Genomic DNA, 14,621 nt, shown 5'->3' with positions numbered 1-14,621 from the left:
CATGATAGAAAGTTTATTTCAGCGGCTGAGACCTATTATTCGTACCGTAGTTCGGCATCCCGGCCGGGTGCTCGGTGTGGCTTTGGCCTTGTCGGTACTCGGTGTATCGCTGGTTATGCAGCTGCGCATTGATACCGACTTTGCCAAGCTCATCCCGAGGTCTTATCCCAGCGTTCAGGCGCTGGAGCGCTTGCGCGAAATGGTTGGCGGCGAAAGTACGGTGGATGTAGCCATCGTTAGCCCCTCATTTGAGGCCAATCGGCGTTTTGCTGAAGACCTGATTCCACGGGCTTTGGCGCTCCAAGGAAAGGAATATGCCGAGCCGTACTTGGGGCGCGTAGAGTACCGCCGAGATACCGAGTTTTTACGCAAAAATGCACTTTATTTTGCTACAGACGATGAACTAGACCGTCTGGAACAATATCTGCAAGACAAAATCGAAGAAGCCCGGCTGCGTGTCAATCCGTTTTTCTTTGAGCTCGAGGAAGAGGAGCCGGAGGACACCACCGCTGCTGCTTTGCAGGCGGTTTATGAAGAGCTGGTGGGGAAGGAGTATCCCATTTCGGAGGATAGCACCACGCTGGTAGTGCGTTTTTATCCCACGCAGTCGCAGACCAACATTGGCTATATCGAAGACCTCTACCGGGACCTAGATCGACTTGTGGCAGAAATGCAACCCAGCCGCTACCACCCCGAGATGCAGGTGGTATTGGCGGGCCGGTTGCTTCGGCAGCTCGTCGAAGTGCGGGCGATCACCAATGACGTGTTTGGTTCTTTTGGAGCAGGTGTAACCGCCGTGCTGCTCACGGTAGTTTTGTATTTTAGCTACAAGTCGTATCGGGCCCGTGTGGGGCGTCATTTTAATCGACGGGTGTTGCTCTCGGAGCTAGGGCGCATGCCGGTGATGGCAGTGCTTATTGGCTTGCCGCTGCTGATGAGCCTATCGTGGTCGTTTGGGCTGGCCTACGTGGCGTTTAAAACGCTGAACCTGATGACCTCGACGCTGGGACTGGTGCTGTTTGGTTTGGGTATTGACTATGGCATTCACTTCTATGCGCGCTATGCTGAAGAACGGGCCGAAGGACGTTCGGTGGCGGAGGCGGCTGAGATAACGTTCCTAAGTACCGGACAAGCCATCACAGTAGGGGCGCTGACTACGGCTATTGCGCTTTATGTGTTGATGCTGGCCGACTTTAAGGGCTTTAGTGAGTTTGGGTTTATTGCGGGCAGCGGTATTCTGCTTGCCTTGCTGGCCATGCTCACCGTGATGCCAGCGTTGCTAGTGCTCGCTGAGCGCTACCGGCTGCTCAACTTAGACGCTGACCATGCAGCCCCAGCACATCGGGTAGCCCCAGGACGCTTCCCAGGGGCACGTCCGATCCTGATCGGTAGTGTGGTAGCGGTAGTTTTAGCCCTGGTTTTTCTTCCACGCGTTTCTTTTGAGTGGGATTTCGGAAAACTCGAGCCGCGCTACGAGGACTATGAAGCCCGGCAGGATTATGTGGAGCGTGTTTATCAAACCGGTGGCCGACGCAACCCCGCCTATATTGTGGTGGACGATCCAGCAGAGGTGCCTGTTGTCGTTGCGGCGCTAAAGGAACGGGCAGCCCAGGATACGCTTTCCCCAACTATTTTGGCGGTAGAAAGCCTGCAGGAGCGTTTCCCTATTCTGCCGGAAGCCCAGCAGGCCAAATTAGCCCGTATTGCTCATATTCGCACGCTGCTAGAAGATCCTTTTTTGCGCACCGACACTTCTGAAGCCATGCAGCGTCTGCGTGAAGCCGCGCAAACTGAGCGTCCCATTGCTTTGGAAGAAGTCCCTGAGTTTCTCAAAGAACGCTTTACGTCTAAAACCGGCGAAGTAGGTAACTTTGTGCTGGTGTATCCTTCGGTTCGCTTAGCTGATGGACGCAACTCTATTGCTTTTGCTGAAGATGTGGGCCAGGTTAAGGTTAACGGGAAGGTTTATTATGCCGGGTCAACCTCGTTGGTAGCTGCCGACATGCTTCGGTTGATGCTCCAAGAAGCGCCCTGGATGGTGCTGCTTACATTTACTGCTGTGGTATTGGTTATGTGGCTCAACTTTCGGACGTTACGGTGGACCTTGCTGGCCCTCCTGCCACTGGTGGTCGGCGTGCTCTGGATGCTCCTGATCATGGAGCTTTTGGGCATGAAGCTCAATTTCTACAACATGGTGGTGCTACCAGCCGTGTTGGGCATTGGCAACGATGCTGGTGCACATCTAGTGCATCGCTATCGGGAACATGGGGCGGGTAGTCTGCGGCAAGTGCTGCGTTCTACGGGTGAGGCGGTAACAATGGCCTCGCTTACCACAATGATGGGCTTTGGCGGTCAGCTTTTGAGCTTTCATCCAGGATTGCGTTCTCTTGGTGAACTGGCTGTTGTAGGTGTTGGAACAACGCTTCTTGCTGCGCTGCTTTTCTTGCCGGCTTTGCTCCAATGGCTGGAGGACCGCACCGCGCGCGTTTCGGCTACGCCATCACCGGTGGCTGCTGACAAATAGCCTTTAGCGTTTGTACATAATGCTGGCCAATGATTTCCCATGTAAAATGCTGGCGAACGTAGGCTGCCGCGCGTTCCGATAGCTCCTCTAGGGCATCAGGGTTGTGCATATAGTACAGAATCCACCGGACAAAACCCTCGGCATTCCTGCTTTCGATGAGGTGACCGTTTTGGCCTTCGGTAATCACATCTTGGATGCCGTCCAGCTGAGCAGCCAGCGTAGGTGTGCCGCACAGGTTAGCTTCAAGCAAAACGACCCCAAAGCCTTCTAAGTCTCCAGCAACAGGGATGTTGGGCATAATGAACAAATCGGCTGCCCGATAGAGCAGCTGGAGGATAGGGTCGGGCACGCGACCCAGTCGGCGAACGCGCTTTTGAAGCCCATGGCGGGCAATTGCGGCTTGAATGGCAGCAGCATCGGGACCGTCGCCTGCCAGCCAGTAGTGCACCTGCTCAGGCAGCCGAGGCAAAACGGCATCAACAAACCAAGCAAAGCCTTTGCGCCGGACCTGGCGGCCTACGCTGCAAAGTAGCAAGGCCCCTTCAGGTAATTCCAGGCCTAATGCTTCCTCCAGTGCTGCACGGGCCTGCTGACGATCCGGCAAATGCGTGAAGCGGCCTGGATCGATACCGTTGGGCACAATGTGCACCCGCGATGGCGGCATGCCGCGTTCGAGGCAGGCCTGGGCAGTAGCCCGGCTAACCGGTAGCACAGCATCAAGCCGTTGCAATACACGAGGTACCAGTTGCTGGTAGGCGGCTACCGGTAGTGTCACATCGCGACCGTGAGCAATAGCTACCAGACGCGTAGCATGCATCTTGGGATGGCGCCGTAGCAGCAGCGCTACCGAAGCTGTAACCATCGAAGAAAACAGGACCACGTCAATGTGGTGCTGGGCAACGTAACGGGGAAGCTGCGCCAGCAACCGTACGAAAAAAGGCACAACGCGTACGTGCGTCCATCGCCAAGAAGTGCGTAAGACCAGGTGATGGTAGGCCACGTCGGGATGGGTTTTTAGGACCGCGTCCAATTCTGTTGCTACGCGTTGCATGCCCCCTATGTTAGCTAGGGGATTGCTGGCAGGGGGAAAAGAGTGTGAAACAAATAACAGGCGTAGCGGTGACGCCATCCTCTCCATCAAGCAGCTGAGACCGACGGCAAGAGCTCGGGCAGCTCGGTTGCTGCACCGTCACCTGTTGGAATGGCAGAGGGCATAAGCACCTCTAAGTAGTAGCTGTAGAGCCGGTCTAAAACCGCCTGCCAGTCGAAATGTTGGGCCCGCTCTAAGGCACGCCGCCCCATGCTTTGGCGAAGCTCGGTGTCGAGAATCAGACGCTCCAAGTACGCAGCAAATTCTGCTACGCGTCCCGGCGTGGCTAAAAAACCGGTGCGGCCGTGCTCAATCAGCATGTTGCTGCCAGGAGCATCGGCACAAACGGCCGCTAACCCCGAAGCCATGGCTTCAAGCGTTACGTTGCCGAAAGTCTCTGTATCGCTGGGAAAGAAAAACACGTCGGCTGAAGCATAAGCTCGGGCCAGCGCTTTCCCTTCCAAGTATCCTGTAAAAATGGCCCCAGGCAAACGTGCCTCTAACCGACTCCGCGCGGGCCCATCTCCCACGATTAGGCAGCGATGCGGCACCTGGCGCGCACGCAGCTGTTCGATTGTGTCCGCAAAAACTCCCAACCCTTTTTCCCATACCAAGCGACCCACATAAGCCACCACGACCTCGTCGTCACCAACGTTAAGCACATTACGCCGCCAGGATAGCGAGCGCTGCCCAGGGTGAAACAGTTGCGTATCTACGCCGCGCTCCCACAAAAGTAAATTCTGGCTTAAGCCTTGGGCCTGAAGAATTTCCAAGATCGACGTAGAGGGCACGTAAACTTGGCGACACTGACGATAAAACCACCGCAAATAAGCCCACAACAACTGCTCCGACCAGTTGAGATGGTAATACCGCAAATAAGCATTAAAATGGGTGTGGTAAGAGGCTACAACAGGGATTTGCTGCCGCCGAGCCCACCAAAGCGCCTGAAAACCAAGAAAGTCAGGTGTTGCAATATGGATAAGGTCGGGCTGAAATGTTTTCAGCAGACGGCGGTGGCGGGCAGTAAGCCCAAGACTGATGCGATACTCTGAGCGGCCGGGCACCGGAATAGAAGGCACGGGGACCAACGTCCCGGCATGTTTTACTGGAGGGTTGGGGATCGTCGGTGCAAAAACGAATACCGAGGCCCCGCGACGTTCGAGATAAGCAACCAGCCGGTTCAGTGTACGCGAAACGCCGTCAGCAATATGGTTGTAAGCACCCGTGAAAAGGGCAATCCGCGGAGCATCGACGTGCACCTGTTTTTTGTATGGGCGCGTTAGGTACGTGGGCATATAGACCATGAACGCTTCCAAACCCTTATTTTCTGGCCAGCTTGCCACTGCCTAAATCCCCTCTGGCCACATCGGACACCAAACGGATCGATCCGAGCGTAGATTCAGTAACCCTCCCCCTCAAAGCTGGCTAAAATCGTGAATTCACCAAAAGCTCACCCCTTCGGGATACAAGGGGCTTGAGAAAAGCCGCTGCAAGAAGCGCAAAAGTAACACGGACGCGTTAGGAGAAAGGCTTGGCAAGACGCTGGGCAAATTGGCGACGCAGCTTGGCCAGCTTTGGGGCAATCACGACTTGACAGTAGGGTTGCCAAGGATGGCGCTGGTAGTACCGATGGTGATAAGGCTCGGCTGGATAAAAGGCCGTAAAAGGCCGCACTTCGGTTACGATAGGCAAAGCATAGGTCCTGGAGTTTTCTAGCTCTTGAATGAGCGCCTGAGCAGTTTGGTGCTGAATTGCGTCATGATAAAGGATGATGGAGCGGTATTGGGGACCAACGTCGTTTCCCTGTCGATTGGGTGTGGTTGGATCGTGCAGGGCAAAAAAAATGTGCAGCAGATCTGCATAGGAAAGCTCCTCAGGGTCGAACGTAATCTGTACCACCTCGGCATGACCCGTCGTACCTGTGCACACTTGTTCATAGGTAGGATTAGGCACGTGGCCACCGGCATAGCCGGGCACTACATCGATTACACCACGCAGCTCCAAAAAGGCAGCCTCTAGGCACCAGAAGCATCCCCCACCTAGCGTCGCTTTTTCTTGCAACCGTTTCATATTTTGAAGCTGTGCCTACAAAAAGCGGACGTCAACCCACAAACGATCTAAGAGGCTTCAAGCTCCCCAAAAGCGGGCTACAGGATGAGTGAATCGCTTTTTTGGTTAGAAGACTTCGAGCAGGCCTTAGTTGCAGCGCGCCAAAGGCGCCAGCCTGTGCTGCTAATGTTCGTACGGGAAGAATGCGCAGGCTGTGCGAAAATGGAGGCCATTACCTACCGCGACGCTGCCGTGCAGGCTGAGCTGACCGAAGGATTTATCTTGTTACGGCAGGACATTCAGCGAGATCGGTTGGTGCGTGTGCGGTATGCGGCTGTCTGGACGCCTTCGTTTTATGTGCTCGATGTGCGTGGCGCAGCGCACCATGTAGAGCTGGGCTATCTGCCCCCAGAGGACTTTTGGCTTGTATTACGCTTGGGTAGGGCTAAAGAGCTTGTACCTCGCGGCCGTTACCCAGAGGCGATTGCGCTGCTTAACGAAGCACTGGAGCGCTTTCCGGATCACCCCTTGGCTGCCCAAGCTATGCTTTGGTGGGCCATAGCCCGGTACTTGAACTCCGGTGGCGACAGCAGGCAGTTTCGCCAAGACCTGTCTGCCTTGCTGAGGCGCTACCCAAATAGCCCAGAAGCGCGTCGCTGGCCCTGGAGCGATCCTCCGCCATTTGGCTAGCATCGGCGGCCGGCGAAACGCGTGCGTTGGTCAAACCTGGGCATTTCATGCGCAAGCGGGGTGCATGCCCAGTAGCTTTGAGAAAAGGAATCGATTGGTTTTGAGCTTTTCTCGACCTATCGCACAGCGCGTGGTTATTGGCGTTTACAGCACTTCGCGCAGGAAGCGGCCGGTGTGGCTTTCGGGATGGCTGGCGATTTGCTCGGGTGTGCCTTCGGCCACAATAAAGCCTCCTCGGTGGCCTCCTTCAGGTCCCAAGTCGATCACCCAGTCGGCACATTTGATGACATCTAGGTTATGCTCTACGACAATCACCGAGTGCCCGGCATCAACAAGGCGGTTTAAAGCAACCAGCAGCTTGCGCACGTCGTCAAAGTGCAGCCCGGTGGTAGGCTCATCGAGGATGTACAGCACGCGTTCGCGGTTGGCGCTGTCCAGATGGGCCGCCAGTTTAATGCGCTGCGCCTCGCCGCCAGAGAGCGTGGTTGCTGGCTGCCCTAGTTTCAAGTACCCTAGACCGATTTCCTCGAGCACCCGGAGGCGGTTGGCAATCTCGGGCACATCGGCAAAAAACACCAGGGCTTCATCTACGGTTAGGTTGAGGATGTCATGTACGTTTTTGCCACGGTAGTGGATTTCGAGCACGTCCTGCTTATAGCGTGTGCCGTGGCAGGCCTCGCATTCTAAGTACAAATCAGCCAGAAACTGCATCTCGACGCGCACAAAGCCCTCCCCTTGGCACACTTCACAACGGCCGCCGGGCACGTTAAACGAAAAGTAGCCTGGCTTGAGGCCACGTAGACGGGCCTGAGGTGTGGAGGCTAGCAGTTCGCGAATTGTGTCAAAAACCTTGGTATAGGTGGCTGGATTAGAGCGCGGCGAGCGGCCAATTGGGCTCTGATCGACCATTTCGACACGGTCAACCAGATGATGGCCACGGATGGCATCGTGCAGTCCCACCTTCGATTCGCCGTCGTGCGTGCCTTTAATGCGGGCTAGTCCCTGATAGAGCGTATCGTGCACGAGTGTTGATTTGCCTGAGCCGGAAACGCCGGTTACGCACACCAGCAGGCCCAAGGGGAAGCGGACAGTCAAGCGTTTTAAGTTGTGCTGGCGGGCATTTTCCACAACGATCACGTTCTCTGGGTCAACCGGACGGCGCTGCGATGGTACCTCGATGCGCCTTCGGCCGCTTAAATAGGCCCCGGTCAGCGAGCGTTCAGCACGTAGCAGCTCCTCAAAGGTGCCTTGAAAGACGACCTCTCCGCCCAGGTGACCACTTCCGGGCCCTAGGTCCACGATGTGGTCAGCATGGCGAATAGTTGCTGCGTCGTGTTCGACAACGATCACCGTATTTCCTAGATCGCGTAACCCCTTTAAGATGCGGATAAGTCGATCGGTGTCCCGTGGATGAAGGCCGATGGACGGCTCGTCGAGCACATACAGGGCTCCCACTAGGGTCGATCCCAGTGAAGTGGCCAGGTGGATACGTTGCGCCTCACCACCTGAAAGCGTATGACTGAGCCGATCGAGCGTTAGGTAATTGAGCCCTACCTCGTCTAAGTAGCGTAACCTGCGGCGGATGGCCTCAAGCAGTTCGCCAGCTACCTGCTGCTCAAAAGGCGTTAGCACCAAGGTATCGAAAAATTCCCGTGCAGCCCGAATTGTCATTTCGCACACTTCGCCGATGTGCAAGCCGCCCACCTTAACATACAGCGCTTCTTTACGTAGCCGGTAGCCGTGGCAATCCGGGCAGGTCGTGTAGCCCCGAAAGCGGGCATGGAAGATGCGGTAGTGTGGCTTGTAGCTGTGCTTTTCCAGAAAGCGGAAAAATCCGTAAATGCCGATATATTCCCCTTTACCTTCCCAAATCAGGCGTTTTTCCCGTTCAGAAAGGAGGCGATAGGGCCGATCAATATCGATGCGTTCTTCAACAGCTAGGCGAATTAACTGGTGGTAGTGCTGGCTCCACTTTTCGGTACGGAACGGCGCAATTGCACCTTGCCGGATCGATAGATCTGGATTGGGAATGATCAGGTCTGGATCGAGGCCGGGCACGCGCCCGAAGCCCTGGCAGGTAGGGCAGGCCCCTACAGGGCTGTTGAAAGAAAACAAAAGCGGCGTTGGCTCTTCGAAAACCATCCCGTCGCGCTCAAAGTGCTCGCTGAAAAAAAGCAGATCGGCACTGGGGTCGAAGCGCTCTGCGCTGCGCGATACGCGCACGATCACACAACGACCGCCGCCTTCACGAAAAGCTTGCTCGACAGCATCGGCAATGCGGGAGCGGTTGGCTTCGTCGCCTGGACGAATCACCAGTCGGTCGATGAGCACCAGGAGTCGTTCCCGTGCAATGCGCACCGTGGCTGGATCCTGGGTGCTTAAGTCTAGGATCTCTGGTTGCACGCCCTGCTGCGCCTGTTTGTCGGTAGGCAACACCACTAGCCGCGAAAAGCCGCGTTCGCGTAGAGCTACAAGCTCGTCTCTTAGGGAGCGCTTTGGATGTTCAGGGCAGAAAAAGCATACGAAGCATCGTGCACCATCGGGCAAGCGCTCGTGTAGGGCTTGTGCAACGGTCGAGGGCGAATCGCGCCGCACCTCTTCCCCACTGATGGGCGAGTAGGTGCGGCCAATGCGGGCGTAGAGCAGCCGTAAGTAGTCATAAATCTCGGTCTGGGTAGCCACCGTCGACCGGGGGTTGCGTGCACCCGTTTTTTGCTCAATTGCGATGGCTGGAGCTAGGCCTATGATCAGATCCGCATCGGGCCTGTCCATGCGCTCTAAGAACTGGCGGGCATAGGCGGAAAGGCTTTCCACATAACGACGCTGGCCCTCGGCATAAATGGTGTCGAAGGCCAGGCTCGACTTCCCTGAGCCGCTGGGACCGGTAATGACAATGAGCTTTCGTTTAGGGAGGTCAAGGTCAATGTTTTTTAGATTATGCTGGCGCACGCCGCGCAGCACGATGTGCGTGCGCGCCTTCTGACGCAGCGCTTCAGCGGCTGTTTGCGTGGCCGTCGGGGGAGCAAGCTCCATGGCTTTTCGACCGGTTACGACATGCGTTTCATTAACGCATGGCCGGCCTAATGGATGCACAGCAGCCCTGCGCAGTGCGGGCAGGGCTGCTTGCATTCCTACGCTGCGCAGCAGGAGAGCTGGCGGATGTCTTTCTCGAAGGCAATGGCGGCCAGCTTGAGACCTTCGGCCCAGGTGAGATAGGGATGGAAGGTGTCAGCCAGGTCCTTGTACGTCAATCCCAAGCGGATTGCGATGGTGGCTGCTTGGATCACCTCTCCGGCTTCGGGGGCTAGGACGTGTGCGCCCAAGAGTTTGCCTGTGCGGCTGTCGGCCACCAGCTTGATGAGTCCGTAGGGCGCATCCGCTACGAGGGCAGCCGGAATATCCGCTGCGTGGAGGAGGGCTGTGTTTGCCTCGTGCCCGTGGGCGCGCGCCTGGGCTTCGGTCAAGCCGACGCTGGCAATTTGCGGATCGGTAAAGGTAACCCGCGGCAGCGCAGAGAGGTTATACCGCTTGTTGGTGCCCGTGAGCGCATTCTCTGCAGCGAGCGCACCGGCATAGGCTGCCACGTACACGAACATCGGCTCCCCAAGCACGTCGCCTGCGGCATAGATCTTCGGGTTGGTGGTTTGGAGCAGTTCGTTGACGAGGATTTCGCCTTTCGGGCCGGTCTCGACGCCGGCGGCTTCGAGCTTGAGGTGGGCTGTCTGCGGTCTGCGGCCGGTGGCAAGCAGCAGCTGCTCGGCCGTGAGGACTTCGGTTCGCCCTTCCCGCTCGACCTCTACTCGGTAGGCGCCTTCCTTTCTTTCTACCCGACGGATGGCCACGCTCGTGTAGATGGCAAGGCCTTCCTGGCGCAGTGCTTCTGTCAGCATCGCGCTGAGCTCTGGCTCTTCCAAGGGGGCAATGCGCGGAAGCACTTCGAGCACCGTGACGGCAACGCCAAGCCGCGCAAACAGCTGCGCCAGCTCAAGGCCAATGGCTCCTGCTCCAACCACGATCAGGGAGGCAGGCAGCGAAGGCAGGCTCAGCGCTGCTGTGCTATCGAGAAATCCGCTCTGGGCTAACCCCGGAATCGGAGGAGCCCACGGCGCTGAACCCGTGGCGATCAGGATTTTGCGGGGCCGGTACACCGTGCCGTCCACAACAACAGTTTGGGGGCCGGCGAAGCTGGCTGTGCCGTGAAGGATGGGGATGCCGTACGTCTGCGCCACGCCTTCATATTTGCTCGTGCGGAGCGCAGCGATGAGCGCCTCTTTGTGCTGGAGGAGTGCTTGCCAATCCAGAGGGGCTAGCGCAGACGTGCTATGGGTGGCACCACGCCTGGCAGCATGCACGCGCTGCGCCGCTCGGATCAAGGTCTTTGAGGGAACGCAGCCGACGTTAACGCAGGTGCCGCCGAGCGTTCCTGATGTGACGAGGAGGACGGTAGCGCCGAGCTCGCGTGCTCTGATGGCAGCAGCAAAGGCAGCAGAGCCCCCACCGATGATCAAGAGCTCAGGGGTCGTCTCAGCGCTCCCAGCGCTGACGTGCTGAGATGCCATTGGCGACCGCTCGCGTACATGCGCGTGGTAGGCGTGGGGCGTGCCGCGGCTGGCTTGCAAGACGGCCTCGAGGAGCTGGTCGTCGGTAACGGAGGCCTGGACTACAAGGGATGCTTGACCGGAGCGCCAGCTCGAGAGCCTCACCTGCTCCACTCCAGGCACCGACTGGAGCGCCTGCTGGACCCGCTGTGCGCAGGCATTACAGATCATCCCGCTAATCTCAAGGGTAATCTGATGTTTAGTTTCCATGGACAGGCTTTTGGTTCTCGGTTTTTTGGATCATCACCCCTTCAAAGCCAGCGTCGGCAATGACCGCCAGGAGACGTTCTGGCGTCACTTTCTGCGGATCATAGTCGACAGTTGCCCAGCCGCGCTCGTAGTCCACCGTGGCCTGGCGAACTCCTTCGCGCCGGGAAAGCGTGGCCTCGAGGCCTATCGCGCACGCTGGGCAATCCATCCCTTTGATGCGGAACTCAACCCGCGCTGTGGGGAGCGCAGCAGCGGTCGGTGCATTGGAGGGCAGATACGGGAAGGCTATGGCCCCTGTCGCCAGGAAGTTGGCTAGCCATACCGCTCGCTTATTCCATTTGCTGGCCCTTTGGACCTTACAAGTGCCGTCTTCGCATTGCACTTCGCGCTTTCGATACGTCCACCAGAAGGCAAAGCCCAGTAGGATAGCTGTGAGCCCGATGAGGTAGGGGCGGAAGGGTTCGAAGGCGGCAAACGCGCCGATGCTGCCTACGCCAATGAGGGCAACCACCGCAGGGCCAATGCAGCAGAGCGATGCACCGATGGCAGCGACAACAGCACCGATGGTTGTGATCTTTGCCCCGTTCATGAGGTAACCTCCTTGTGAATAAAAGCATAAGGCTGCTTGGTTTCTTCCATGGCAAACAGCTCCTCGAGCTTTGTCGTGACGAGGTTGGGCACAAGAGTGTAAAAAATAGTTTGACCTTGACGCCGGGCCTGGACGAGGTTTTTGTCCTTGAGCCGGCGCAGGTGCTGGGAAACCGCCGAGTCGGTTAGCTCGAGGACCTCTGCCAGGTCGCACACGCACATCTCTCGGTGGGCATGGAGGAGGTAGAGGATTTTGAGGCGTTGCGGGTTGCCTACAGCGCTGAGCACTTCTGCCAAGGTATCGAGTCCCTTCTGCGCGGCAAGATTTCGTTTGATGAGGGCCAGCTCAGCTTGGGAAAAATTGGGCCCAACACAGCGCTGACCTTCAATGTAGCTTTCTTTCATACTTTAATTAGTATTTTAGAAATTACTAAAATAAAGATGCACGAAAACAGTCCTTGTGTCAAGAGGGAATTGCTTATTTGGATTGGATAAGCCGAACGCTACTGCCAGGTCATCTTACCGCAAGGCTTTTCTGAAAATGGAAGTGTTGGAGAGCAAACAATGTTAAAAGGATATAAGTACAGATCGTTGCGGGTTAGAGGCTAACTTCATGAAAATAATCCATAAGTTAATCTGTAAAAAAAGAACTTGATAGCTAAACTGTAAAGATGTACGCTACCAACAGAGTAGAGGCAAAGGTGTATACATAGGCTGTGCGGAAGGCTACGCCCAGCCATCGCCTAATCGAAACCAGATTGCTGAAGGTGACAAGGTTGTGAGCTGCCTGAGCGATGTCGGTAAAGCATATGGCAGCTTCTTTAGGAGGCAATTCCCTTCTCTGGTAACGACTTAGACGTTAAGTGGGGTACTTATGAAGATCTGGGCTTACGTCTTTATCACTACGCGGCAGCCCAAGAAGGTTCTCCGCGCCGTTCGGCAGCTTCCAGGGGTGATCCATGCGGATGCGCTCTTCGGTTCTCCGGATGTCGTTGCGATCGTGGAAGGGGAGGATGTGGCGCAGATGGATGCCGTGATCGACAAGATTGCGGAAGTGCCGGACGTGGCCGGAACCGACTCCAAGGTTGCGCGGTGGCTTGATGGCCAAGGCCCACCGCGTACGAGCCTTCCGCCGGCTTAAATGGTACCTAACATGGAACGAATCTATGTCACTGGACCGCAACACAGGCTGGAGGTGATCTTATGCGAGAAATACTGTTCATTCACGGCGCGGGCGGTGTGGTGGACGATCCTGAATTCGGTAGCTAGAAGCTCCTCGGATTCCTCAAAAGGACGTTGGCTCAGGATTATCGGATACGCGCTCCCCTCATGCCTAACCCGGAAAACCATCTCTGTCTAACACGCAAGAGCCATTACCTACGCGCTGATAGCTAAACATGTAAAGGGAAAAACAATATGACACACGTCGCAAAGAACACGATTTGCATTTGGTACGACCGAGAGGCCGAGGAAGCTGCACGATTTTATGCTTCGATCTTTCCCGACAGCGAGGTGACAGCCGTCTTGCGCGCGCCCGCCGACTATCCCTCGGGCAAGGCGGGCGATGTATTGGTCGTCCATTTCACCGTCTGCGGCATCCCCTGCATCGGTCTGAACGGCGGGCCTGCCTTCCCGCACACCGAGGCCTTCTCGTTCCAGATCGCCACCGACACGCAGGAAGAAACCGACCGCTACTGGAATGCGATCGTTGGCAACGGTGGGCAGGAGAGCGAGTGCGGTTGGTGCAAAGACCGCTGGGGTGTGAACTGGCAGATCACCCCGCGCACGCTCACCGAGGCTCTTGCCGCGGGTGGCGAGGAGGCCAAGCGCGCCTTCGCGGCGATGCTGACGATGAAGAAGATCGACCACGCCGCCATCGACGCCGCGTGGCGGGGGTGAGAAGGTGGCGGTCTAACCACCGGCTGCAGCAGACGGGGTCCGCTGCGCGCCTCCGCCAGCGCAGCTCAACCGCCGCGCCGTTGGGCGACAGAAGGGAGGTGTCATCATGACTTATGAACATTCCGTTCAAGCTCACTACCGTGCTGTGGGATTGCTCGATCGCATCGTCGCTGGTTTGCGCGAGGCGGGCAAGGACCCTAGCGCACCGACGGTGGATGATCTCGCGCCGGCCGATGAGTTTCACTCGGCCGGGCGCCATGCTACGAAGGACCTCGCCGCGCTCGCCGCCCTCAAGCCCGGATCACGAGTGCTTGACGTGGGCAGCGGCTTGGGTGGCCCGGCACGGTTTCTCGCCGCGACGTACGGCTGTGATGTCACCGGTATTGATCTCATGCCCGAGTTTTGTATCGTGGCCACCGAGCTTTCCCGACTCACGCGCCTAGCGGAGCGGACCCGATTTCGGCAAGGAAATGCGTTGGCGCTGCCGTTCGATGAAGGCATGTTCGACTGCGTGTGGACGATTCAGGTACAGATGAACATTGCTGAGAAGCGCCAGTTTTACGGCGAAATCGCGCGCGTCCTGCGAGCCGGGGGACAGTTCGTTTTTCAGGACATCTGTGCCGGCAACGGACAGCCGCTTGAGTTTCCCGTACCCTGGGCCAGCGAAGCGGACCAGAGCCACCTGATTCCACCGGAAGATCTGCGGATGCTGCTGGGTACATTAGGCCTGAAGGAACACACATTCCGGGATGTCTCTGCGACTGTACTTGCCTGGGAGGACGCCAACCGACCGCCAGCAGGCACACTGCCTCCGCTTGGCATGCACCTAGTGCTCGGCGAGCGACATGCCGAGAAGCGTGGCAACTCCAGCCGTGCCTTGCGTGACGGGCGGATCGTGTACGTTCAAGGCGTGTTCCTTAAGCCCGCGTGAGCAACAGTGACGACCACTCACGTCCTTCGCAGCCTGCGGCGC

Annotated in this window: 12 protein-coding genes; 5 read left to right on the top strand and 7 right to left on the bottom strand. The window is 57.2% G+C overall.

Annotation, left to right across the window (positions count from 1 at the left end):
• The first annotated feature begins 1 nt into the window (after position 1).
• On the top strand, positions 2-2,524 hold the full coding sequence (locus J8E65_RS01795) for an efflux RND transporter permease subunit (RefSeq protein ID WP_237181516.1): 2,523 nt from the start codon (positions 2-4) through the stop codon (positions 2,522-2,524).
• Here the strand turns inward: J8E65_RS01795 and J8E65_RS01790 are convergent.
• The 3 genes from J8E65_RS01790 to msrA all read right to left on the bottom strand — a co-directional run bounded on the left by J8E65_RS01790 (position 2,493) and on the right by msrA (position 5,684).
• A complete protein-coding gene (locus tag J8E65_RS01790) occupies positions 2,493-3,575 on the bottom strand; it encodes a glycosyltransferase family 4 protein (protein ID WP_237181515.1) in 1,083 nt (360 codons plus the stop codon). The two genes, J8E65_RS01795 and J8E65_RS01790, sit on opposite strands and share 32 nt — an antisense overlap.
• A gap of 86 nt (positions 3,576-3,661) precedes the next feature.
• Positions 3,662-4,909, bottom strand: coding sequence for a glycosyltransferase family 4 protein (locus J8E65_RS01785; protein WP_237181514.1), 1,248 nt, complete (start codon positions 4,907-4,909; stop codon positions 3,662-3,664).
• Between the two features lie 223 nt (positions 4,910-5,132).
• Positions 5,133-5,684, bottom strand: a complete 552-nt coding sequence (msrA, locus tag J8E65_RS01780) for a peptide-methionine (S)-S-oxide reductase MsrA (RefSeq protein ID WP_210373679.1) — start codon at positions 5,682-5,684, stop codon at positions 5,133-5,135.
• A gap of 84 nt (positions 5,685-5,768) precedes the next feature.
• On the opposite strand from msrA, the gene J8E65_RS01775 reads away from it, so the two are divergent.
• Complete coding sequence (locus tag J8E65_RS01775; protein WP_210373678.1) at positions 5,769-6,353, top strand: tetratricopeptide repeat protein; 585 nt, start codon at positions 5,769-5,771, stop codon at positions 6,351-6,353.
• A gap of 144 nt (positions 6,354-6,497) precedes the next feature.
• On the opposite strand, the gene uvrA is transcribed toward J8E65_RS01775, so the two are convergent.
• The 4 genes from uvrA to J8E65_RS01755 form a co-directional block, all read right to left on the bottom strand.
• Entirely contained in the window at positions 6,498-9,386 is a 2,889-nt protein-coding gene (uvrA, locus tag J8E65_RS01770) for an excinuclease ABC subunit UvrA (protein WP_210373677.1), read from the bottom strand.
• A gap of 98 nt (positions 9,387-9,484) precedes the next feature.
• Positions 9,485-11,161, bottom strand: coding sequence for a mercury(II) reductase (merA, locus tag J8E65_RS01765; RefSeq protein ID WP_210373676.1), 1,677 nt, complete (start codon positions 11,159-11,161; stop codon positions 9,485-9,487).
• Complete coding sequence (locus J8E65_RS01760) at positions 11,151-11,750, bottom strand: mercuric transporter MerT family protein (protein WP_210373675.1); 600 nt, start codon at positions 11,748-11,750, stop codon at positions 11,151-11,153. Before J8E65_RS01760 ends, merA begins: the two co-directional genes overlap by 11 nt.
• The gene (locus J8E65_RS01755; RefSeq protein WP_210373674.1) at positions 11,747-12,154 is read right to left on the bottom strand and encodes an ArsR/SmtB family transcription factor; all 408 of its coding nucleotides are present in this window, start codon (positions 12,152-12,154) and stop codon (positions 11,747-11,749) included. The genes J8E65_RS01760 and J8E65_RS01755 overlap by 4 nt, the downstream gene beginning before the upstream one ends.
• Before the next feature lie 469 nt (positions 12,155-12,623).
• On the opposite strand from J8E65_RS01755, the gene J8E65_RS01750 reads away from it, so the two are divergent.
• From J8E65_RS01750 to J8E65_RS01740, 3 genes are all read left to right on the top strand, one after another.
• Positions 12,624-12,890, top strand: coding sequence for an Lrp/AsnC ligand binding domain-containing protein (locus J8E65_RS01750; protein WP_210373673.1), 267 nt, complete (start codon positions 12,624-12,626; stop codon positions 12,888-12,890).
• A 275-nt stretch (positions 12,891-13,165) separates the two neighbouring features.
• Positions 13,166-13,648, top strand: a complete 483-nt coding sequence (locus J8E65_RS01745) for a VOC family protein (RefSeq protein WP_210373672.1) — start codon at positions 13,166-13,168, stop codon at positions 13,646-13,648.
• A 106-nt stretch (positions 13,649-13,754) separates the two neighbouring features.
• Positions 13,755-14,579, top strand: a complete 825-nt coding sequence (locus tag J8E65_RS01740; protein WP_210373671.1) for an SAM-dependent methyltransferase — start codon at positions 13,755-13,757, stop codon at positions 14,577-14,579.
• The last annotated feature ends 42 nt before the right edge of the window (positions 14,580-14,621 follow it).

It is taken from the genome of Rhodothermus bifroesti (assembly GCF_017908595.1).
In the GTDB taxonomy this organism is placed as follows: domain Bacteria; phylum Bacteroidota; class Rhodothermia; order Rhodothermales; family Rhodothermaceae; genus Rhodothermus; species Rhodothermus bifroesti.
This window is presented reverse-complemented; position numbering and strand designations above follow the sequence as displayed.

Bases quoted from the DNA above. Each gene is read 5' to 3' on its own strand.
- J8E65_RS01755 (WP_210373674.1), bottom strand. From the start codon at position 12,154: ATGAAAGAAAGCTACATTGAAGGTCAGCGCTGTGTTGGGCCCAATTTT.
- J8E65_RS01785 (WP_237181514.1), bottom strand. From the start codon at position 4,909: ATGCCCACGTACCTAACGCGCCCATACAAAAAACAGGTGCACGTCGAT.
- J8E65_RS01760 (WP_210373675.1), bottom strand. From the start codon at position 11,750: ATGAACGGGGCAAAGATCACAACCATCGGTGCTGTTGTCGCTGCCATC.
- J8E65_RS01740 (WP_210373671.1), top strand. From the start codon at position 13,755: ATGACTTATGAACATTCCGTTCAAGCTCACTACCGTGCTGTGGGATTG.
- J8E65_RS01745 (WP_210373672.1), top strand. From the start codon at position 13,166: ATGACACACGTCGCAAAGAACACGATTTGCATTTGGTACGACCGAGAG.
- J8E65_RS01795 (WP_237181516.1), top strand. From the start codon at position 2: ATGATAGAAAGTTTATTTCAGCGGCTGAGACCTATTATTCGTACCGTA.
- merA (WP_210373676.1), bottom strand. From the start codon at position 11,161: ATGGAAACTAAACATCAGATTACCCTTGAGATTAGCGGGATGATCTGT.
- msrA (WP_210373679.1), bottom strand. From the start codon at position 5,684: ATGAAACGGTTGCAAGAAAAAGCGACGCTAGGTGGGGGATGCTTCTGG.
- J8E65_RS01750 (WP_210373673.1), top strand. From the start codon at position 12,624: ATGAAGATCTGGGCTTACGTCTTTATCACTACGCGGCAGCCCAAGAAG.
- J8E65_RS01775 (WP_210373678.1), top strand. From the start codon at position 5,769: ATGAGTGAATCGCTTTTTTGGTTAGAAGACTTCGAGCAGGCCTTAGTT.
- uvrA (WP_210373677.1), bottom strand. From the start codon at position 9,386: ATGGAGCTTGCTCCCCCGACGGCCACGCAAACAGCCGCTGAAGCGCTG.
- J8E65_RS01790 (WP_237181515.1), bottom strand. From the start codon at position 3,575: ATGCAACGCGTAGCAACAGAATTGGACGCGGTCCTAAAAACCCATCCC.